Below are 21,457 nucleotides of genomic sequence, written 5' to 3' on the forward strand. Positions count from 1 at the left end.
TTTTAACAGAATCATCAATCAACATGGTGATTGTGTACGGCACAGTCGTTGCAACCGTAATGACGCAGAGCCTTTTCCGACGCTTCCGGATGAGTTTTGGAAAATGAGGAAATGTTTTGAATCGTTCATTCTTCGGTTTGAAATGAAGGAAGTGTTTTGGTTGAAAAGGTGGTTTGGCTGCATCGATTTGGAGTTAATACCCGAAATGGTACGGAAATCTTATTTAGGAAACTTTTTATCGTGTTATAATAAAGTGAAACTTTTCCGTTATGAACATCATAATATGTTATTTTCATAGTGGAACCCACAGCTAAGATTTTATCTGCAGCGAGGTGAGACCATTCAGTGAAATCGGCAGCCTATATTTTCTTCGCTTTTCTTTTGCTTTTTCCGGTAGCCGGTTGTTCCTATATAGGAGGATCCGAAAAAACGGTTCAGCCACAAACCGAAAAAGTGGTACCTAAAGATTTGAAGGTGGTTGCCATTGGGGATTCCTTAACCCAAGGGGTAGGTGACAGTACGAATAAAGGTGGTTATATTCCCTATTTGAAAAAAGACTTGGAAAAATTGAAAATGGTAAAAAGCGCTGAATTTCAAAATTATGGAATTAAAGGGACGAGATCAGATCAGCTGCTCGAACGCTTGAAGTCAAGGCAAATGAAATCAGCCATAGAAAAAGCGGATATGGTATTCATTACAATCGGTGGAAATGATGTAATGAAAATCCTTCGAGATCATTTCATGGATTTAAACGCAAACGTGTTTCTACAAGAAGAAAAGCCTTATCAACAGCGGCTGTTTGCCATTTTCAAGACAATACGTCAATACAATCCTCATGTAGGGATCGTCCTTATCGGTATTTACAATCCATTTTTAGAATGGTTTTCCGATATAAGGGAAATTAATCAAGTGATTTATCATTGGAATGCAGCCAGCAAACAAGTGGTAAAAAAATTTCCTCACGCCGTTTTCGTTAACATTGATGATATTTTTTACCGTCAAAAAGAAAATTTATTATTCAATGATCATTTTCATCCGAATGATCAAGGGTACCAATTGATGGCTAATCGGATCTATCAAACTATCAAAGGGAGAAAGCTAGAAGAATTAACAAATGGGAAAATAGTGTTAGAGAAAGAGGAGAAACAGTAAATGAGTGCAAATAAGTGGAAAAGAGCTTTTTTTCTTTTATTAGGCTTGGTTCTTTTCATCATCATCGTCTTCATCGGCCTTATTTTCTGGCCGGTGGATCAAGGAGAAATTCCTAAGGAAAAAAACGTGGGCAAAACGATTCCATTTCACGTGGAAACGAATAAAGAGGATCTGAATAAAGTGATTAACTCGTATATTGCGAAAGAAAAAGGAGACACTCCCATTGATTATTATGTGAATTTAAAGGACGATGTCGAATTAACCGGAAAATTAGACCTTTTTTCTACATCGGTTCATTTTAATATGACATTTGAACCGAAAGCGTTGAAAAATGGAGATATCGTATTAAAACAAAAGGGAATGTCGCTTGGCGAGTTACATTTGCCGCCTTCCTATGTACTGAAAATTGCCCAAGAATCATATCATTTTCCGGATTGGGTACGGATATTCCCTAACCAAAAAATGATTTATGTCTCCACAAAAAGAATGAATCTGAAGAACAATGTCAGCATACGGGTAAATGAATTTAATCTTCCTAAAGATCGAATCTCGTTCACATTGCTCGTTCCCGTGCAATGAAAGAAAAAAAGACGACAGTCATCAAAAAAGGAAAATGATTGCTTTCCTTTTTGATACAAGAGGAAAACTGACATGAAACCATACAAAACCGCTCCTTTAAATGGAGTGGTTTTTTAAATTTGCGCCAACTGTTTGCCGCAATCTTATACTACTACTAGTACCGTTTTTCCGTTCCTTTTTTGACAGTCCGTTCTTAGTTTGTCTGAATGAAGAAAAGTATTGCGGGAAACACTTCTATTGATTATTCCTTCCACATTGACGATCCATAAATCAATCACAGTGGTTGGAACTAATTTTTGGATAGGAGTGTTGGGTTAAATTGAAAGCTGTAACCTATCAAGGGCCTAATCATGTAGAGGTAAAACAAGTAGAGGATCCAAAAATTCAAAAAAAAGACGATGTGATTGTTCGAATTACAACTACCGCCATTTGCGGGTCAGACCTTCATCTCTTTCAAGGAAACTCTCCGTTGCCGAAAGGTTACGTGATTGGTTATGAACCAATGGGCATTGTGGAAGAAGTTGGTCCTGAAGTGACGAAAATAAAAAAGGGAGATCGGGTCGTCGTTCCTTTTAATGTTGCTTGCGGCCATTGCTTTTATTGTGAACACGGCATGACGAGCCAATGCGATAATTCCAATGAATATTATGATTCAGGGGGGTACTTCGGCTTTGGAGAAAAGTACGGAAACCATCCAGGAGGTCAAGCTGAATATTTAAAAGTCCCTTTTGGAAATTTTACTCCTTTTGTGATCCCGGAATCGTGTGAATTAGAAGATGAATCTCTTCTCTTTTTATCCGATGTCTTGCCTACTGCTTACTGGAGTGTGGAAAATGCCGATGTGAAACCGGGTGATACCGTTATCGTTCTTGGCTGTGGACCTATCGGATTGATGGCGCAAAAGTTCGCTTGGATGAAAGGCGCTAAACGTGTGATAGCAGTTGATTATTTGGATTATCGCTTAGAACACGCAAAAAAGATCAATCATGTTGAGGTGTTTGATTTTGCTGAATACGACGATATGGGGGAATACCTAAAGGAAATCACCCGAGGAGGCGCAGACAAGGTGATTGACGCCGTCGGTATGGACGGAAAAAAAACACCGATAGAATTCGTAGGGCAAAAATTGAAACTGCAAGGCGGAACCCTTAGTCCTTTGAAGATTGCTGCAAAAGCTGTCAGGAAAAACGGTACGATTCAAATTACGGGAGTATATGGAGGCAACTACAATAATTTTGAATTAGGCGCTTTATGGATAAGAAATATTACCATTAAAATGGGACAAGCACCGGTCATTCCGATTATGCCGAAACTATTTGAAAAAATAGTGAAGAAAGAATTTGATCCGAAAGAGATTATTACTCATAAAGTATCCCTTGACGAAGCACCCAATGCTTACAAAATATTTAATGATCATCAAGATCATTGCATCAAAGTAGTTCTGAAACCGTAAAGACAACGAAAGGCAGCATTCCTTTTCATAAGGATGGCTGCCTTTTAAAAACATGAATATAAAAAACTAAGCAACGTCTATTCAAGACAGTCTTAAACCTTTTGGATAAAAATTTTTGATGATTCCTTTTGCTTCCTTGCCCCAGCCTAGCGGGAAGCCATGAATGGTTAACAGTATCCAGCCCCGGTCTTTTCCGGTTTGAATCGTTTCTCCATGCAAATAGCGTTCCCAAAGCGTTCCGTTTTGTTCGAGTTCGAAATGGTGCCGTACATCCTTTGTTTGGACGGCAAGCGCCAGAGAGTGATGCGGCTCAAATCGGTTTTTCTTAAATTCTCCAATAGGAAGTCCTATTCGGACAGCCTTTAACGATGACAAATCCGGCATTCGTTCCGGCACAAAATATAAGCGGTCATTTTTCAAAAAAAGCCGGTCCCATTCGAAAGGAAAGTGAACAAAGGTTTGTTCGATAAATTGTTGAAACAGTTTGGCTTGTGCCCTAGGCAGCTTTGCCCCTTTCATGATGGGGGCGGAATGCTCATTTCCTCCTGTTTTCCGTAATTTTGCAACGAAGTGTCCTTCTCCTTGGAGATGGTGCGGCCAAAGGCGAGCCGTCTTTGCAATGTCGGAAAAATGCGTCTTAGTCCATTCCGGACGACCGGGGGAAACACCATGACTGTGTGGAATCGGCAATATTTCCATGTCAGGAAACGTTTTGACAAATTGTTCAATGGTTTGCTCGTTTTCTTCCGGAGAAAAAGTGCACGTCGAGTAGAGAAGAATGCCTCCTTTTTTCAACATGGCATAAGCGTGAGACAAAATTTCCAACTGCAAATGATGACACGATTCCACATAATCGCCGCTCCAATATTGGCAGCTTTCCGGGTCCTTTCGAAACATCCCTTCTCCAGAACACGGAGCGTCCACGATGATTTTATCGAAACATTCTTCAAACTGAGCGGAAAGGTTTTCCGGGGTCTCATTTATCACGGCCGTGTTTGTCAGTCCGAAACGCTCGACGTTTTCTGATAATGCTTTGACCCTTTTGGCCGAAATTTCGTTTGATAGCAAAACCCCTTCGTTTCCGAGCCGTGCGGCAATGGCAGTGGTTTTTCCCCCTGGTGCTGCACATAGATCGAGAACCATATCTCCTTGTGATAGTTCGAGCTGCTCTGCCACAAACATGGCACTTGGTTCTTGTATATAATATAGGCCGGCTGCATGATATGGATGCTTTCCTGGAGCATCTTCCCGGCGGTAATAATAGCCATTTTCCACAAAGGGAATTTTATTCATCGCAAACGGAGAAATTTCCTCCCATTGTTCGAAAGAAACTTTTAACGGATTAATACGCAGGCCGGATGTTTTTTCTTGTTTATAGGTAGCGAAAAATGCTTCGCTTTCTTCTTTCAGCAATGTTTTCATTTTTTGAAGAAAGTCGGAGGGCAGATAATCCATGAGAGGGCTCCTTTCTTTTGCCTAATAAGCCCCGGCTTGCCGGGTTTTCCCGTCGCCAAAGACAAACATAATGCTATTATGTTTTTTGGAAAAAAGCAATAGGAAAGCGGCGGGACAGCCGGCCGCTAATGGTCGATGATTAACAGAAAATCAACAGGTATCTCGCTGTTTGAGGAGCCCGTGCATATCAGCGTGTAAATCCGCCCCGGATCCAGGAGTATTTCCAGTATAGAAGAATAAGACCCGTTTGCCAGTTTGAAAGTAAACTCGGCAGTCATGGGCGTCATTCCGATATATTCGGTTGTTTCTTTGAATGAAACGTCTTGAAAAAAGAGATCGCCGTTTTCGGTCACAACATCGATCGGCGGAGAATCAGGTGATAAATGAATAAAACGCAGCTTTGCTTCGTGGCGGGGAACAAAGAAATCACTCGGATATCGAATCAATTTTACTTTTTTCTGCATCCCGCATACGGCCAATAACACATGATCTCCAGGATATAATAGAATTTTTTCGCTAATTAATGGATCCCACGTTTTATCGGAGGGATATATGTCGACGAAATAAAGGCCGGGAGAAAAAAGTATCGTTTCGCTGATTTGTTGAAAGGTCAGCCGGCGCATAAGCATACGTTCATTTACATAAATGTCCAATTTCTGTGAATCGGGAGAAGCATGAAAAAAGCGGATATGCGCTAGAGGAGGAGAAGAGGCTAGCAGTTTCGAAGCTATATGATATTTTGGATAATAAGGGAAAAGCGCTTTTCGTTCTAAGTTTTGATCAGAACGAAAAAAATAGTTGCGATTTTTCATTTTTTTCACCTCCACTTTCAAAGTCATTGTACGCCGGCGAGAAGTGTGATATGCCCGTCATTTAAACCTTTAAATGAAAATGAATTTACGCTTTCTCTGAATATGTAATGAGAAGCCTTATAATTGGATATCGGTTAGTGCTCACAGGTTAACGAAAACGTTGGATGATCGGAAAAATTTTGTTTCTATTTAAAGAAATGGGAATCTTTCCATGTCCGGTTGCTTTGCTTTTCTTTTTAAGAAAAAACGCTAAAATAAGTAGCAGAAGGTATTTTGTTTTGAAAGAAAACGAGGTGAAGGACCGATGACCAACGAAAAACGTTTAGAAAAAGCGACATTTGCAGGTGGCTGTTTTTGGTGTATGGTCAAACCGTTTGACCAACTGCCGGGAATTGAAAAAATCGTTTCTGGATATACAGGCGGCCATAAGCCAAATCCTACGTATGAAGAGGTTTGCAGTGGAACGACAGGGCATCGTGAAGCGGTAGAAATCACTTATGATCCTGAACTTTTTCCTTATGAAAAATTGCTCGATATTTTCTGGATGCAAATTGATCCAACCGATGACGGCGGTCAATTTTATGATCGGGGATCTTCGTATAAAACAGCCATCTTTTACCATAATGAAGAACAGCGTAAACTAGCAGAGCAGTCAAAAAGAAAGCTTGAAGAAAGCGGTAAATTTTCTCAACCGATTGTAACAGAAATTTTGCCGGCAAAACCGTTTTATCCTGCAGAAGACTACCATCAGGATTTTTATAAAAAATTTCCTCTCAGATACAACGCTTATGTGATCGGATCCGGGCGGGAACAGTTTATCAAAAACCATTGGGGGGATCATGAAAATGAAGAATAAAGAAGAATTAAAAAAACAACTTACTCCGATTCAATACGAAGTAACGCAAAATCAAGGAACAGAACCGCCTTTTCAAAATGAATATTGGGATCACTTTGAAGATGGCATTTATGTCGATATCGTCTCCGGAAAGCCGTTATTCAGCTCGAAGGATAAATATGACGCTGGCTGCGGTTGGCCTAGTTTTACAAAGCCGATTGACGAAAAAGAGATGGTCGAAAAAGCAGATTTTAGCCATTTTATGATCAGAACGGAAGTGCGGAGCAAAACAGCTGATTCGCATTTAGGACATGTTTTCAATGATGGTCCGGCACCGACAGGCCTTCGCTACTGCATTAATTCCGCCGCTCTTCGATTTATTCCGAAAGAGAAAATGGCCGAAGAAGGATACGCTGATTATTTATATTTATTTGAGGATAAAGAAGAGAAAGGATGAACAGTCTTGTTTAAATGGCTATTTCGGAAAAAGGAGAAGCCGTCAAAAGAAATAGATGTTTACACACCTGTAAGTGGCAAAATCCTTTCACTTGAAGAAGTGCCTGATCCTGTCTTTTCTGAAAAAATGATGGGAGACGGAATGGCTATTGAACCTAGCGACGGAAGAGTAGTGGCCCCTTTTGACGGCGATATCATGCAAATATTTCCAACCAAACATGCTGTGGGAATAAAAGCTGCCAATGGGGCCGAAATCTTGATCCATGTCGGGCTGGAAACGGTCTCGATGAAAGGGGAAGGGTTTGAAAGTCATGTTTCCCAAGGCGACAAAGTAAAAAAAGGGGATCTTCTCATCACATTTGATCTAAATTTAATACGGGAAAAGGCGAATTCCACCATCACACCCATCATCGTGACGAATGGCGATATGATTGAAAACATTGCAAAAAAAGAAAATGATATTGTAACAGCCGGAGAAGAGGTATTGCTTACCGTTACAGTGAAATAACAGAAACGGATAAGAATGAATTTAGGCTAACACCCAATCCTGCCAGGGGGCAAATGCATACTTTGAACTAATGTAACAGAAAAAGCCCAATCAACGAGGAGTGAAAGGTATGCACGATCACCATGGATATGATTGCTTTTCAGGATATGAACCAGCAGGATATGGAGTTGGATCTGGTTATGGATACGGCAGCGGCTTTGGCTACGGATTCCCTTATGCTTATGGTTCTAGTTGCGGATACAACCATTGGTTTGCGCTCATCGTTGTCCTTTTTATATTGCTGATTATCATTGGGGCAACTTGCTACGGTACATCGAAATAAATCGCTAAATCCTTAAAAGGTGGCGGCGATGGCTGAATAGGTTGACAAAATGTTTCAACACTCAACCTTTACGAAGCCTTTCAATATTCCGGGAGTTTGCTTTCGCGAATGCTGTTTAAACGGCAGGCCATGATGATGAAGCAGGAAATGATAAATAAAAAGTTTGAAAAATAGGAGAACACATATTAGTCGTATATAAGTGTTCTCCTTTTATCTTATATTAAAGTTGAACAAGTTGAAGATTAAATCCACTTTTCCATAAAACTTATTCACCCCTTTTGAAGTCCTTGCTTATTGTGTAAGTCTGTACTTTTTGATTGTTCAACTCAATCAAAAGGGTGAATCTTTTCACATCCCACTTGTTTAAAACGCCATTCAAGTTTACTACACCTCTTAATTCAATTATCTCTCTAACACAAAAAAACATTCTGGGTCTTTTTTAATTTTCTTCAGAACGGGTTGGAATGAATCCAAGTCATCTAAAATAAAATTACAAAAATTTTTAAATTTCAATCTCTTTATTTCGGTATAATAATACTGTGTATTTTATAATTGTACAATTAGTGTTTTTCAATTGTTATTAAAAACCGATTCGCCTTTAAAAAGACAATATTCGTTTATAAAAGCATTATTAATTATTATTTATAGATTAATTACAAGGAAACGTTTTATTTACGAATAATAATTTCTTTATAAGAAATTATTATTCGTATTTTTATTGACGGGAATGGTGGTATTTGGTAAGGTGGTGGTAGAAAGATCGGAGAAAGAGGGAGATCAATGTGAACCATAAATACGATGTCATTGTCGTTGGAGCAGGACCGGCAGGAATATTTGCCTGCTATGAACTGTCGTTAAAATTACCTCAAGCGAAAATTTTGTTAATCGATAAAGGTCATGATATTTTCCGCAGGCACTGCCCGATTTTGGAGAAAAAAATTGAAAAATGTCCTCCGGCAGTGGGCAAAAAATCATTTGCCGGCTGCTATCCTGCATGCTCTATTACAAATGGGTTTGGAGGCGCGGGGGCGTACTCGGATGGGAAATTTAATATAACAAGTGAATTTGGCGGTTGGATGACAGATTATTTACCTGATTCCACCGTACTGGATCTCATTCATTATGTAGACAGCATTAATTTGAAACATGGTGCGACGAAATCCATTACCGATCCTTTAACGGAGGAAGTAAAAGCGATCGAACGGCGAGCATATGCCGCAGGATTAAAGCTGCTGCGCGCTCAGGTTCGCCATTTAGGCACCGAAGAAAACTTAGCCATTTTAAAAAGCATATATGAATACTTGCGAGACAAAATTGAGATGGTTTTCAAAAAAGAAGTAGAAGATCTGGCTACGGAAAAACAAGGAGATCGTCATGTAGTAAAAGGGATCGTTTTAAAAGATGGAACGACGATTGCGGCTGAAAAAGTGGTGGTGGCGCCAGGAAGAGATGGATCGACTTGGCTTGCGAAATTATTGAAAAAGCGTCGTCTGAAAATGATCAATAACCAAGTGGATATTGGCGTACGAGTGGAAACTTCGAACATTGTCATGGAAGAAATCAATACCCATCTGTATGAAGGAAAATTTGTATTTAATACTTCTGTTGGCACAAAGGTTCGAACGTTTTGCAGTAATCCGTCCGGACATGTAGTAGTGGAAAATCATACGGGAACGATGTTGGCTAATGGTCATGCCTACAAAGATCCTAAACTGGGAAGCAACAACACCAATTTTGCTTTGCTGGTGTCTCATACATTCTCAGATCCGTTCGATCAGTCGAATGAATACGCCCACGAAGTATCCAGCCTCGCCAACAAGTTGTCAAACGGCGGAATTATTGTACAAAAATACGGCGATTTACGAAAAGGTCGACGTTCCACACTGAAAAGAATCAAAGAAGGTTTTATTACTCCGACTTTAAAAGAAGCTGTCCCGGGTGATTTAGGTTTAGTGCTTCCATACAACACGATGAAAAGCTTGATCGAAATGATCGAGGCGCTCGACCATGTTACACCGGGCATCGCGTCAGAACATACTCTTTTTTATGGAGTAGAAGCGAAATTTTATTCGGCTCGTCCTAAACTGAATGATCGTTTTGAGACGGAAATTTCTGGATTATATGCGGCTGGCGACGGGGCAGGTATTACGCGTGGTTTAGCTCAAGCCAGTGCTTGTGGAGTATGGATCGCGAGAGATATTGTGGAGAAACTTGGTTCAACCAAGCAAAATGAGAAAGTTCCTCAAAATGTATAACTTTGCATCATGTACAATATATCTTTTCTGCTGTCATTCAGAACCATCCATTATCCAAAAGCCGTTGAAAAAAACGGCTTTTGGATAGGTACTCGGTTTCCTTAGACAATTAACTAATTATTCTTTCATCCTGTTTATAAAGCTCCCAGGCATCATCAAATATGGACATGCTTTTCAAATAATCGCCATTCATCTCTAAGTAATTGGAAATCTCATGATAATCTTCCGATTTTTTCGGAAAGCTATGGTCTAAGAAAAGATGATTGGCAAAACGGGAAATATCGTCCCTCGGCGGTTCTTCCCTATATTTCATCATGTAGTGATAGAATGATTTTCCCATCAAATCCCCCCTTTTTTGAAACCGTATAAGCACGGGATTGATTTTACGCATGGATCAAAAACTTCTTATCGAAACTCGACTTCCTAATAATTACTTCGTCCTGTAAATAGCCAACCTTTTCTGGAAAAGTAAGACTCTATTAGTACTGTTATTTGTTTGAACGAAGACAAGTTCGATTTTTTGATTCATTTTACTCCTCAATAGGATAAGTGGTCAATATGAAAACAAAAATGTGTGATGGCCCGTCGTAAAATATGAAAAGAAATTTTCATTTGGAGAAAAATTCCATAAGAATGACCTTTGAAAATGGGAAGATGATATGCTCTATGAACGATTTTTAGCGTGGGAAAAACTTAGGGAAAGGTTAAGCGTGAATGGACGAAAAGAACGGATGAAAAGTGAGAGGAAAGAAGTGAGCATGCCAAGTTCTTTCAGCATATAGTGTAAAAAAGGTATCTATAAGGAGATGGGAGGCCGTGAAAAAAAGAAAACGACCTAAATTTCAAATCGGTGATACGGTAGTGATTACCATATATGGAACGGTCGGCGTCGTAACCAATATGAAGCAATTGGATGGGGAAATTGTGTACGAAATTAATAAAAGCGAAGGACTGTTTAAAGAAAACACCCTTGCTTTTTTAACGGAGTATAAAGGAGCTATTCCTGTAATGAAGAAATTTGAGGTTTGAAACAAAAAGAGCCCTCTTGGTATAGTACAGGGTGTCAATGCATTGACCCCGAATTAATAATTACCAAGGAGGACTCAAGATGAATTATACGCAAAATCGTAAAATCTCGCAAATTACACCATCAACATTAATTGTAGGCATTGATATCGCCAAAGACAAACACGTCGCTCGAGCTCAGGATGATCGAGGAATCGAATTTGGAAAAAGACTGATCTTTGAAAATCGCATACATGGCTATCAAAAACTGCTTGATTGGGTTTCGAGGCATCAAAAGGAACACCAAAAAACACATGTCATTTTTGGTGTTGAGCCGACCGGTCATTTCTGGCTGAGTCTGGCCTATTTCTTGACTGCTAAAGGTTATGACTTTGTCTTGGTCAATCCTATGCATGTCAAAAAAACTAAAGAGCTGGATGATAACTCTCCAACTAAAAACGATACGAAAGATGCACGTGTGATTGCACAGCTGATTAAAGATGGGCGATACTCCGTACCAAATCTCTTAGATGGCATCTATGCAGAGCTAAGAGAAGGCGTCAAATTAAGAGATCAGCTCATCCAGCAGCTTATGATCACAGAAGGTCGTATTCAAAATCACATCCAGCGTTACTTTCCGGAGTTTTTCGATGTATTTAAAGACTGGGAAGGAAAGGCAGCTCTTTGTACATTAAGAAACTTTCCATTCCCCTCTCAGATTAAAGAAATGACATCAGAAGAAGTTCTTGCGAAATGGAAACAAGAAGTAAACCGTGGTGTAGGAATCAAACGAGCTACAAAGTTAATAGAAGCAGCGAAAAAGAGCATTGGTATCCAAATTGGTATCAAGTTTGCTAAACGTGAATTGGATTATTTACTCGATCAATATGAGCTATACAAAGAGCAATTAGGACAGTTAGATAAGGATCTGGAAGCACTTGTAGTAACGATACCTGGAGCGAAGGAAATGATCAATATTCAAGGCTTAGGTCCTACAACAGTCGCGCTATTCTTCGCTGAGGTCGGGGATATAACAAAGTATAGTCATCCCCAGCAATTAGTAAATCTGGCAGGGCTGTCATTACGTGAACATAGTTCCGGGAAGTTTAAGGGGCAAACCAAGATCACAAAACGAGGACGAAGTCGATTGCGAAGAGCTTTATACTTGGCCATTCGTCCACTCGTTGCCCATAATCCAACGTTTAAAGCCCTGCATCAATACTACACAAAGCGTCCTGATCGACCTTTGAAGAAACAGCAGTCACTGATTGCCTTGTGTTGTAAATTACTACGTGTCTTATTTGTCATTGGTCAAAAACAGTGTGAATTTGATGGTTCAAAGTTATTGAGAGGTTTGCCTCAAATCGATTCATTACAGGCAGCTTAAGGCTTTATTAAGTTCATGAAATCATTTCAGAATACCGTAATTATCTCAAATGACAAACACCAATAGTGCAGAGTTGGAGCTTATTTATTCCATACGGGCATGTGACCCAGCAAAGGAGCATATCCAACCTCCACCTCATGGATACGCAGGACGAAGGAATGTATGGAATTCAATCCGGAGAGATGTGGGAGGGTTAGCGACCGTGAGTGATGTGGAGATGATGAAGCACGGTTATACCTTATTTTTACCAAATAAATACAATTTGGTTGATAGGATGCCCCCTACCATGTAAATTATTTAAAAAAATTCAACATATATCCATTAAATGAGGTGTGTATTCTATTAAGTGTCTATGAAATTTTGAGAAAAAGCGAGTATTCGGGAGAAAAATAAACTTTATTGAGGGAGGAGAAAATCATTTAGAACGGCTCTTCATCGAGTATAAATACTCTTTTGGAGATCTTGTCAGAGTAAAGGGATGCGAAAACGATTTGTTTAAAATTATAGGATGTCGAACGGAAATATGGCGATATAAAGAAGATGCATGGGAAGATATCATATATGAATTGACTCGTATACCTGACGGAGAATGGCTGGAAGCGCAAGAAGAGGAATTAAAGCTGGTAGCGGATCATGAGGAAGCAGAAAGAATTTTGAAAAAAGCGGAATTATTGCTGATTTCATCGCAAGCGAAACGAAAAGGATTGCCTGCTCCTGAGTCCCCGGAAATATTAATTGATCGCCTGCTTGATGAATTGAATGATTATCAGCAGCTGTATCACTATTTTCAAGATGAATTTTATCGGGTGAAAGTCAAGGAAATAAAAGAAAAATTAAAACATGCCCAGTTACTTAGAAGCCAAAAATCCGAATGAGCAGAAAATGAGGAATCATAGATTGGGTGAGCGTGAATAATATGTAATAAAAGGGGGCAAGCAGGAAATTTCTAGTATAAGAGAGAAACATAACAGAAGAAAAAACAACGGGCAGGGGGGCAAATGGATGAGAGAAACAGAAGTGTATATTGATACGGAAGAGATTGCTGAATTTTTTTACGGTGAACTAGTAAAAAGAGGGTTTATTCCTAACAAGTCCGAGGTAGATGAATTAGCAGATATTACATTTGAATATCTGTTAGCGAAAAGCATCATAGAAGAAGATGAAGACGGAGATGAAAGTGAATAGCCAGAATGTAAACAGATTATGTTGAAAAAAGCGAGTTGGAATTTTGCCTTCCACTTGCTTTTTTATTTTATTTTTTGAGCATTTTGCAAAATTAGATTTTTATTAAAAAGAGTTTTAAAAGAAACCCAAATAAATTGGGGTATTTTGTATCTTTGGTTTACAAATATTCTGTTTGTCCTTTTTTGGGCGTACTTGCAGAATTTTTCGCTTTAAAAATTTTTTAAGCGGTTTGTTGCTTTTTACTCTCTTTTGCCATTGCGAGAGCTGAAACCAGTAATACGATGGCGTTCAAGTAAATATGAGTTTTTACTTTATCGATTCCCCACACATGCAGGGAGTTCGCTGTAAGATAACTTTTCATTCTTGAATTGCACCGTTCTACACTGGTTCGCTCATTGTAAAGTTCTTTCCAACGTTTGGAATCGCGGTGTGGATTAGAGTACCGGCGAAGATCCTTATTCACGTTAATTTTTACTACCATTCCATAGTTGGAGGATGAACAGGCTGCCATTCCTAATGGGCAATCCACTTTTCCGGTTGCGTGTGGACATCTGAATTTGAGCTGATCCTTATTGGCGCCCCAATAAGTCATTTCGTACCCCATCGAACAGCGTGGGGTTCCATTGGAGGCAATTCCTTCGGGAGGCTCCTTTTCATTACGCAAATTGAGTGGAATAATAGCTTGAGCCCCAATGTTCTTGGCGGATTCGTAGTTTTTAAGCTGGTCGTACCCACCATCCATTATCAGGAAATCAATTTTAGAGTTTGTACAACTCTTTACTTGTTCAATTAATTGTGGTGCGACATCCCCATCGTTGATATGAGCAGGGGTTACTTCAATCGCCATTGGTAATTCACTTTTGGTGTCAACGGAAAGATGCATCTTATAGCCAAACCAAGTAATTTTATTACCGAAGGAATCAAACTTTGCCCCCCAATTGGCGTTGCCTGTTTGTTCACTTCGCTTCTTAGGCTGCTTCTTTTCGTAAGCATCAATGGCGGCACTGTCGATAGCCTGATGTTTTCCATCAATTACTCCTTCCTCTTGAGCTAACTGGACGAGATCTTGAAAGATTCTTTTCACAAGTCCAGTTTTGGTTAGTGAAGAAAATACTCGGCTAAGAGTAGAGATGGATGGTGCAGGCCTGCTAATATCTAAACCACATTGGTAACGAAAACGCAGGTCATTTTTCAATCGATTGTGAAGAGAAGTAAAAGTATCAATACCTTCTAATGGGGCAGCGATAAGAGCCCTTAATATCCCTTCTTTGGAATGTCCTTCAGCCCCTTGGGGTGAAGAACTTTTCAATTGTTTAGCATAAGGACGCAAATCTAGAGCACTAAAAAAGATCGGTAATTTCTCTTTTGACTCTAAAATTTGCAATTCTTCAAAGGAAAATAGACTTTCTTGTAGAATATACAAAGTGACTTCCTCCTTGTGGATTTTTGTGGTTTGGTCACTTCAAAATTCTACAAATAAGGGGTGAAGTCCTTTTTTATGCTTTAGAAAACCTTATGGCTCTTGGGTTGAAAAATGTGCAAAATGCTCTTTTTAAAAAAGGAGTGTTCCAAACAGGATTCGAAAAAGTACATCCTAAGAAAGAAAATGGAAAATAAAAAAATGAAACGAATCGACTCTTGAACCGTAAGATTAGTGAAAAAGGAATAGGGGGAAAAGGAATGGCCATTTTCACAAAAGTGTTGACAAGCATTGGAATAGGAAGCGCAAGAGTGGATACGAAATTAGAATATACAAGTTACAAAGCTGGAGATCCGATACGTGGTGTTGTAGAAGTATATGGAGGGGTTACTGAGCAAACAATAGATTCTATTTATCTTACCGTCAATGCAATGTATACTTTCCAAAAGGATGGTCATCCGTATACAGAGACGGCGACTATTGAACAACATCAAATTACCGATCCGTTTTTAATGAAGGCCAATGAAACGAAAGTATTTCCTTTTTCCTTTACTCTGCCAATAGATGCTCCTTTAACATATGGTAGTACGCGTGTTTGGGTTCAAACCGGATTGGATATTAAGAATGCAGTGAATCCTCAAGACGAAGATTACATTGCCGTGCGTCCTAACCAAATGACATCCGCGGTGCTTGAGGAAATGGAGAAACTAGGTTTTCGGCTTCGAAAAGTAGAGTGTGAACAAACCTTTTTCCGTACCAGCTGCAACTATCCGTTTATTCAGGTATTCGAATTTATTCCAGGGAGCGGAATGTTTTTAGGGAAATTGGATGAATTGGAAATCGTGTTTCTGGCACAAACGGAAGATCGGATTGAGATATTCATGGAGGTGGACCGTCGGGCTCGAGGATTGGCTGGATATTTAAGCGAGGTAATAGCGATAGATGAAAATCAAATCCGGTTTTCTGTCACAAATCAAGAATTGTCCGTTTTGAGGAAACTGTTGGAACAAAAGATCATGTGTGGTTTATCCCTTAAAAGGGGTAAGTAAGACAGCAAGGATTGAATATACGCTGGTGAATCATTTTTCATGGAAAGCCCGTATCAATAGCATCCATCCATACTTTTTGACAAAATTAGTGGAATTTTGATGAAGGTATCGACAAGGTGAATGTCAAAACCTTGTGTAAATGGATGGATAAATATTAATAAGATAGGGGCGAGGAAAATTGAGTAAATGGAAAATGTTGTTGCCAAGTGTCAAAGAGTACCAAGTGACCTTATTTCAGACCCCCCATTACGGAGATACACAAGGATACGAAGCTGTTTATCATCTCCCGATAAGAGCCAAAAACCATCGGGCGGCCTTGGAAACGGTTTTTCGTATTTTTAATGTATTTGATTTATTGCCGCCCGATTTTTCTGCCCGTTTTGTAGCTACAGGTGATATCGTACAAATTTCCAAAGGTTCAAATAAGAGTTTTTATCGACTGGAATCGGGCGGCTGGCGAAAGATTGAACGGAGTTTGGTTCACTAATAGGATGGAGTGCCTTTTTGGCATTCTCTTCTATTTTCGATCTTTGCCGGAATATTCTTTTCCATGCGCATCCTGTTCGGCTAAAACAGCTTCCGGTGGAACATGATTATTTTTTTTGGTCGCTTTTATTCTGCTGCGATGTTTTTTTGCCATGGTCCATATCCCTCCTGCGGCCTTTATTTGAATTCTTCCTTTTAAATGAAAGCAGCTTTGTCAATAGGATGCCCGTTCATAGGAATTTTTCTCATGGAATCATTTGCAGACACATCCAAAAAAGCTTAAAATAGGGATGATTGAAAGCGATAAAAGGAGGAATTCATATGAGTATACATATCGGAGCAAAAGAAAATGAAATTGCGGACACAGTATTGCTTCCAGGCGATCCTCTCCGTGCTAAATATATTGCGGAAAACTTTTTAGAAAATGCGGTTTGCTACAATGAAGTTCGGAACATGTTCGGTTATACAGGTACATACAAAGGCAAAAGGATTTCTGTTCAAGGCACCGGAATGGGAGTTCCTTCGATTTCCATTTATGTGACAGAATTAATTGAAAGCTACAATGTGCAAAACTTAATTCGCGTTGGAACGTGCGGTGCCATTCAAAAAGACGTAAAACTTCGTGACGTCATATTGGCGATGTCTGCTTCCACTGATTCTCAAATAAACCGTTTAACCTTTAATGGAATTGATTATGCCCCTACCGCGAATTGGGAGCTGTTGAAAAAAGCCTATGATGTTGGAGTCGAAAAAGGTTTAGATCTAAAAGTCGGCAGTGTGTTTACAGAAGATTTATTTTATAATGACCACGCTGAACATGAAAAGTGGGCCCAATATGGAGTATTAGCTCTTGAAATGGAAACAGCGGCTCTTTATACCATTGCGGCAAAGTATGGAAGAAAGGCGCTTACTATTCTGACAGTCAGCGACCATGTGTTAACCGGTGAAGCAACGACAGCGGAGGAAAGACAAACAACATTTAATGAGATGATTGAAGTGGCATTGGAATCCGTGGTAAAAGAATAAACAAAAAGAATCGGTTATTTGGAAAAGAGAAGCCATAAAAGCTTTTCTTTTCGTTTTCCTATTCAACAATAAGAATGATACATGATAGATAATCAGTGAATTGCAGAAAAATCAGGTGGAACTATGAAAAAATGGATATTGACGATGGCCGCCGCCGTGTTGCTGGTCAGTGGATGCCAAGCGGGCGGCGAGGAAGCAAAAGGCACCAATCATCAAGAAAAAAATCACCAAGCGAGAGAATCTACAACTCCGAAAGCTGAGAAATTTACTTTCAACCAAATAAAAGAAGTCAGCGGGAAAAAGGTGATTACCAACCCGGAAAATGTGCTCGTTTTGGTTAATAAAGAGTACAATTTGCCTGAAGGTTACGCGCCGAAAGATCTCGTTAGACCGGCTGTAAAGTTTTCATTTGGAGACGAAAAAATTGAAAAAAGCTTGATGCGTAAAGAAGCAGCCGAAGCGTTGGAAAAGATGTTTGCAGCAGCAGCGAAAGACGGCGTTTATTTATATGCCGTTTCTGGCTACCGTTCTTACAACCGGCAAGTAGCGGTATTCAACAATGAAATGGCCAATTCTGGGAAAGCGAAAGCGAATCAGGCTGTCGCAACACCCGGACAAAGCGAGCATCAGACCGGATTGGCGATCGATATTTCCGGGAAAAGCGTCGGTTTTCTCTTGACGGATTCATTTGAAAACACAAAAGAGGGTCAATGGCTAGCGAAACATGCACACGAATACGGTTTTATTCTCCGTTATCCAAAGGGAAAAGAAGCGATTACCGGCTATCAATTTGAGCCATGGCATTATCGTTACGTGGGAGTAGAAGCAGCGAAGAAGATATATGAAAACGGCTGGACATTGGAAGAATTTTATCGGAATTACGGAAAAATGTAAAAAGGGGGGCCATCCCCCTTTTTTGGACGTCGAAATACGCCCAGGAGGACAGTACGCAAAAAATCATTTTCATGTAAAAGAATATACCGGCAGGCGGATGATCCTTTCATACAGGAGAATTTTTCTTTATTTAATGAAAGAAAAGTATTTCCCCAACGCCCTAAAACCTCTCCAAGTGGATGGAGGGGTTTTTTGAAGGCATTTCCGCCAATCAATCAGTCGTGTATCCCGCGGCTTCGCTTCCGATTTAAGCAGCTATGCACAAAGATAGGGATCATTCCCATCGCAGCTTTGAATTGGAGAGAGGATGCTGAAATTCCGATTCATTCGATCAATCATTCGAAAATGGTTCCCTACTAAGGTCAGCTTCTAAATAGGTTTTATCTTTCCCTAAATTTAAAAAGCTGTTAAAATAAAGTAGTTACAGAAAAATCATAAATCCGAAGAATGAGAGCAATGAAAGTGGTGACAAATGTGGAAGATGAAAAGCAAGAAAAGGAGCAGCAAAAGCAATCTTCGTCAAATTATGTGAAAATGAAGAGATTTCATTTTGTTATGCTCCTCTTTTTCATTGTTTTTATAACAGCGGGAATTACAACATTTGCTTTGGCATTTGGGGATGAAAAAGCGGTCGATGTCGGTGGTGCAAACCGTCCGGAATTTAATAAGCTTTACGATGTGTATGATAAATTAAAAAGCAATTATTACGAAAAAGTTGATGATGAAAAACTGATTAACGGGGCCATTAATGGTATGGTTCAATCTTTGGGGGATCCGTATTCTGACTATATGTCTAAAAGCGAAGCAAAACAGTTTCACGAAAGCATCGAGTCCTCTTTTGAAGGAATCGGAGCAGAAATCCAAGAGAAAGATGGAAACATCGTAATTGTTTCGCCTATTAAAGGATCCCCTGCCGAGAAAGCTGGATTGCGTCCGAACGACCGCATACTTTCCGTCAATGGTAAAAGTTTGCAGGGGATGAGTTCGACAAAAGCTGTCATGATGATACGCGGTAAGAAAGGCACCAAGGTTAAGCTGAAGATTCAGCGTCCGGGTGAGCAAGATCCGATCGAAGTGAGCATTGTAAGAGATACGATCCCTATTAAAACTGTTTATCCAGAAATGCTCGATCATGGTGTTGCCAAAATTCAAATCACAAGTTTTTCAGAAAATACGTATAAAGAGTTGAAACAAGCGATCGCCGAAATGAAGAAAAAAGGCATGACATCGCTGGTGCTTGATTTGCGGCAAAACCCGGGAGGACTTCTTGACCAAGCTATAAAAATGTCCAATATGTTCGTGCCAAAGGGGAAAATCCTGCTGCAAGTGGAAGACCGCAATGGACAGCGCGAGAAATTTATCGCTGATGGAAAGGACAAAGTAAATGTCCCAGTGGCTGTATTAATTGATGGAGGAAGCGCAAGTGCTTCGGAAATTTTTGCGTCAGCGTTGAAAGAGTCTGCCGGCGTTCCGCTGATCGGGGAAAAATCATTTGGCAAAGGAACGGTACAAACGACGGAAGATTTTAAAGACGGTTCTAATCTAAAATTCACAACCGCGAAATGGCTGACGCCAAAAGGAGAGTGGATTCATAAAAAGGGCATTAAACCGGATTATGAAGTCAAACTCCCAAGTTATGCTAATTTACCGATTGTAAATCCGGATAAAGAACTGAAAGAATCCGACCTTTCCAAGGAAGTGAAAGCAGTGGAGCAAATGCTCAGCGCTCTGGGATATAATCCGGGAAAAGTAGACGGCTATTTTGACGGTGAAACAAAAGACGCCGTTATGCGGTTCCAAAGAGATCAGAAGCTGCAAGTGACAGGAAAGGTGTCGGGAGAAACGACCATTAAATTGATGGATCAAATCAGAAAAGAAATTCAAGATCATGATACCCAGGTGAAAAAAGCAGTGGAAATTGTCACTAAAAATAAGTAATTTTCAATGGAAGAGCGGGAATTCCCCGCTCTTTTTCGTTCGAGTTGATCGTCTCATTATGTGAATGTATGAAATCCGATTGCTCCTGCCCATGTCCATCAATTTAACGGTGCCATGCAATAGGAATCATTCATGGTGAGAATATTGACAGATGAAACGTATTTCATTTATCATTAAATAGTTCATAATATAAATTATTGGATGATAAATGGAAGGTCGATCATATTGAGACAAGAAATGCTAGTAGAATTGGAACAATTACTGCGTAAGAACTATCGAATGATAAAAAACGAATTAAGAAATTACACCGGAAAATATTTGAACAGCACAGAGTTTATCGTCTTAAAAGTCATTCACGAGAATGGTCCTTTGAAAGCGTCGGATATTTCCAAGACCATTGAAGTGTCGGCAAGCCATATTACAGCTATCACAGATTCTTTAGTTGAAAAAGGCTTTATAACTAGAAAGCGTTCAGAAGTCGATCGGAGAAGAGTTGAACTGGAGATTACGGAAAAAGGAAAAGAAATGCTGAAATTTGCTGCTGAATTAAAATCTGAATATTTCCAAAAGAAATTCAGCCATTTTACAAATGAAGAACTGCAAACATTTATCCAGTTATTAAAAAAATTAAACACTCCATGCGATCACTCCGATGATTCTGAAAATAAATGATACATCATTCATGTGTTTAAATATTCGTACCAACATTTTCGCAAAGAAAAAAGGACGATATTTGTTGCGACTACCATTCGATAAACAAGCATGATGGAGAACGTTGAATGGGATCATGCAAAACGAGGTTTGATTCACTTTCGCACGTATAAAGGAGGAAAGAACGTGGAGGATTCATACTTATTGGATATATTTTTATCCTTGTGGAACAAGCGAGAAGTGAAAGTTGGCTCGAATTCTCCAACTGCCACTGTGAAAGAAATGATGAAGAGTGAATTATTAGACGAATTTAGTCACCCTCGCGTTAGGAAAACAAAAGAAGAAAAATATTTTTTAGCTGTGAAAAGGGTAATCGATTCGGATTTAAAAACTGAAGATCAAATTCGGCTGATCCGGCTTTACACGGATGTAATGGAGTCGTTCAAATAATCTTTACAATCGCAATACGTTTGTAAAGGAAGTAAATAAAGGGCTTAAATAGGAAGATTGTCAACCCTTTATTTATGGAAATAAATAAAACGGATCCTAATTAAAAGAAAGAACGGCCAATTTCAGAATGAAAGGGATT

Annotated in this window: 24 protein-coding genes; 19 read left to right on the plus strand and 5 right to left on the minus strand. The window is 39.5% G+C overall.

The window, feature by feature from the left end; genetic code table 11:
- Positions 1-345: 345 nt before the first annotated feature.
- From N1I87_RS07480 to N1I87_RS07490, 3 genes are all read left to right on the plus strand, one after another.
- Positions 346-1,152, plus strand: coding sequence for an SGNH/GDSL hydrolase family protein (locus N1I87_RS07480; protein WP_270584233.1), 807 nt, complete (start codon positions 346-348; stop codon positions 1,150-1,152).
- Positions 1,153-1,731 carry a YpmS family protein gene (locus N1I87_RS07485; protein ID WP_270584234.1) on the plus strand — a complete coding sequence of 193 codons (579 nt, stop codon included), beginning with the start codon at positions 1,153-1,155 and terminating at the stop codon, positions 1,729-1,731.
- A gap of 319 nt (positions 1,732-2,050) precedes the next feature.
- Positions 2,051-3,184, plus strand: coding sequence for a zinc-dependent alcohol dehydrogenase (locus tag N1I87_RS07490; protein ID WP_341101195.1), 1,134 nt, complete (start codon positions 2,051-2,053; stop codon positions 3,182-3,184).
- A gap of 81 nt (positions 3,185-3,265) precedes the next feature.
- On the opposite strand, the gene N1I87_RS07495 is transcribed toward N1I87_RS07490, so the two are convergent.
- On the minus strand, positions 3,266-4,639 hold the full coding sequence (locus N1I87_RS07495) for an RsmF rRNA methyltransferase first C-terminal domain-containing protein (protein WP_341101197.1): 1,374 nt from the start codon (positions 4,637-4,639) through the stop codon (positions 3,266-3,268).
- A gap of 125 nt (positions 4,640-4,764) precedes the next feature.
- A complete protein-coding gene (locus N1I87_RS07500) occupies positions 4,765-5,451 on the minus strand; it encodes a DUF4397 domain-containing protein (protein WP_341101199.1) in 687 nt (228 codons plus the stop codon).
- A 304-nt stretch (positions 5,452-5,755) separates the two neighbouring features.
- On the opposite strand from N1I87_RS07500, the gene msrA reads away from it, so the two are divergent.
- From msrA to N1I87_RS07525, 5 genes are all read left to right on the plus strand, one after another.
- The gene (gene msrA, locus N1I87_RS07505; protein ID WP_003354945.1) at positions 5,756-6,307 is read left to right on the plus strand and encodes a peptide-methionine (S)-S-oxide reductase MsrA; all 552 of its coding nucleotides are present in this window, start codon (positions 5,756-5,758) and stop codon (positions 6,305-6,307) included.
- Positions 6,297-6,743 (plus strand): peptide-methionine (R)-S-oxide reductase MsrB, encoded by a 447-nt coding sequence (gene msrB, locus N1I87_RS07510; RefSeq protein ID WP_003354946.1) that lies wholly within the window; start codon positions 6,297-6,299, stop codon positions 6,741-6,743. Before msrA ends, msrB begins: the two co-directional genes overlap by 11 nt.
- 6 nt (positions 6,744-6,749) lie before the next feature.
- Entirely contained in the window at positions 6,750-7,250 is a 501-nt protein-coding gene (locus N1I87_RS07515; protein WP_270584237.1) for a PTS sugar transporter subunit IIA, read from the plus strand.
- A 109-nt stretch (positions 7,251-7,359) separates the two neighbouring features.
- Positions 7,360-7,572 carry a YjcZ family sporulation protein gene (locus N1I87_RS07520; protein ID WP_270584238.1) on the plus strand — a complete coding sequence of 71 codons (213 nt, stop codon included), beginning with the start codon at positions 7,360-7,362 and terminating at the stop codon, positions 7,570-7,572.
- Positions 7,573-8,354: 782 nt separating this feature from the next.
- A complete protein-coding gene (locus tag N1I87_RS07525; RefSeq protein WP_341101202.1) occupies positions 8,355-9,827 on the plus strand; it encodes an NAD(P)/FAD-dependent oxidoreductase in 1,473 nt (490 codons plus the stop codon).
- 109 nt (positions 9,828-9,936) lie between these two features.
- On the opposite strand, the gene N1I87_RS07530 is transcribed toward N1I87_RS07525, so the two are convergent.
- Positions 9,937-10,167, minus strand: a complete 231-nt coding sequence (locus N1I87_RS07530; RefSeq protein ID WP_003354950.1) for a YozE family protein — start codon at positions 10,165-10,167, stop codon at positions 9,937-9,939.
- 476 nt (positions 10,168-10,643) lie between these two features.
- On the opposite strand from N1I87_RS07530, the gene N1I87_RS07535 reads away from it, so the two are divergent.
- The 4 genes from N1I87_RS07535 (at position 10,644) to N1I87_RS07550 (ending at position 13,404) form a co-directional block, all read left to right on the plus strand.
- A complete protein-coding gene (locus N1I87_RS07535) occupies positions 10,644-10,856 on the plus strand; it encodes a hypothetical protein (RefSeq protein ID WP_341101205.1) in 213 nt (70 codons plus the stop codon).
- A gap of 79 nt (positions 10,857-10,935) precedes the next feature.
- Positions 10,936-12,219 (plus strand): IS110 family transposase, encoded by a 1,284-nt coding sequence (locus N1I87_RS07540; protein WP_270584767.1) that lies wholly within the window; start codon positions 10,936-10,938, stop codon positions 12,217-12,219.
- A 491-nt stretch (positions 12,220-12,710) separates the two neighbouring features.
- The gene (locus N1I87_RS07545; RefSeq protein WP_341101207.1) at positions 12,711-13,094 is read left to right on the plus strand and encodes a hypothetical protein; all 384 of its coding nucleotides are present in this window, start codon (positions 12,711-12,713) and stop codon (positions 13,092-13,094) included.
- Between the two features lie 127 nt (positions 13,095-13,221).
- Positions 13,222-13,404, plus strand: coding sequence for a YozD family protein (locus N1I87_RS07550; RefSeq protein ID WP_341101208.1), 183 nt, complete (start codon positions 13,222-13,224; stop codon positions 13,402-13,404).
- A 220-nt stretch (positions 13,405-13,624) separates the two neighbouring features.
- On the opposite strand, the gene N1I87_RS07555 is transcribed toward N1I87_RS07550, so the two are convergent.
- On the minus strand, positions 13,625-14,827 hold the full coding sequence (locus N1I87_RS07555; RefSeq protein WP_027725900.1) for a transposase: 1,203 nt from the start codon (positions 14,825-14,827) through the stop codon (positions 13,625-13,627).
- 257 nt (positions 14,828-15,084) lie between these two features.
- On the opposite strand from N1I87_RS07555, the gene N1I87_RS07560 reads away from it, so the two are divergent.
- Positions 15,085-15,873, plus strand: a complete 789-nt coding sequence (locus tag N1I87_RS07560; RefSeq protein ID WP_003354953.1) for a sporulation protein — start codon at positions 15,085-15,087, stop codon at positions 15,871-15,873.
- A gap of 178 nt (positions 15,874-16,051) precedes the next feature.
- On the plus strand, positions 16,052-16,360 hold the full coding sequence (locus tag N1I87_RS07565; protein ID WP_234395490.1) for a YodL domain-containing protein: 309 nt from the start codon (positions 16,052-16,054) through the stop codon (positions 16,358-16,360).
- A gap of 30 nt (positions 16,361-16,390) precedes the next feature.
- On the opposite strand, the gene N1I87_RS07570 is transcribed toward N1I87_RS07565, so the two are convergent.
- Positions 16,391-16,513: a hypothetical protein gene (locus N1I87_RS07570; RefSeq protein WP_003354956.1), complete on the minus strand. Its 123-nt coding sequence runs from the start codon at positions 16,511-16,513 to the stop codon at positions 16,391-16,393.
- 167 nt (positions 16,514-16,680) lie between these two features.
- Between N1I87_RS07570 and deoD the strand changes: the two genes are divergently transcribed.
- The 5 genes from deoD (at position 16,681) to N1I87_RS07595 (ending at position 21,318) form a co-directional block, all read left to right on the plus strand.
- Positions 16,681-17,385, plus strand: a complete 705-nt coding sequence (gene deoD / locus N1I87_RS07575) for a purine-nucleoside phosphorylase (RefSeq protein ID WP_048623510.1) — start codon at positions 16,681-16,683, stop codon at positions 17,383-17,385.
- A gap of 123 nt (positions 17,386-17,508) precedes the next feature.
- Positions 17,509-18,279 carry a M15 family metallopeptidase gene (locus tag N1I87_RS07580; RefSeq protein ID WP_048623509.1) on the plus strand — a complete coding sequence of 257 codons (771 nt, stop codon included), beginning with the start codon at positions 17,509-17,511 and terminating at the stop codon, positions 18,277-18,279.
- 456 nt (positions 18,280-18,735) lie between these two features.
- Positions 18,736-20,217: a S41 family peptidase gene (locus tag N1I87_RS07585; RefSeq protein ID WP_341101210.1), complete on the plus strand. Its 1,482-nt coding sequence runs from the start codon at positions 18,736-18,738 to the stop codon at positions 20,215-20,217.
- 225 nt (positions 20,218-20,442) lie between these two features.
- The gene (locus N1I87_RS07590; protein WP_270584691.1) at positions 20,443-20,889 is read left to right on the plus strand and encodes a MarR family winged helix-turn-helix transcriptional regulator; all 447 of its coding nucleotides are present in this window, start codon (positions 20,443-20,445) and stop codon (positions 20,887-20,889) included.
- Positions 20,890-21,054: 165 nt separating this feature from the next.
- The gene (locus N1I87_RS07595) at positions 21,055-21,318 is read left to right on the plus strand and encodes a hypothetical protein (RefSeq protein ID WP_341101212.1); all 264 of its coding nucleotides are present in this window, start codon (positions 21,055-21,057) and stop codon (positions 21,316-21,318) included.
- Positions 21,319-21,457: the final 139 nt, after the last annotated feature.

The organism is Bacillus sp. FSL W8-0102, assembly GCF_038007225.1.
In the GTDB taxonomy this organism is placed as follows: Bacteria; Bacillota; Bacilli; order Bacillales; family DSM-4216; genus Bacillus_O; species Bacillus_O smithii.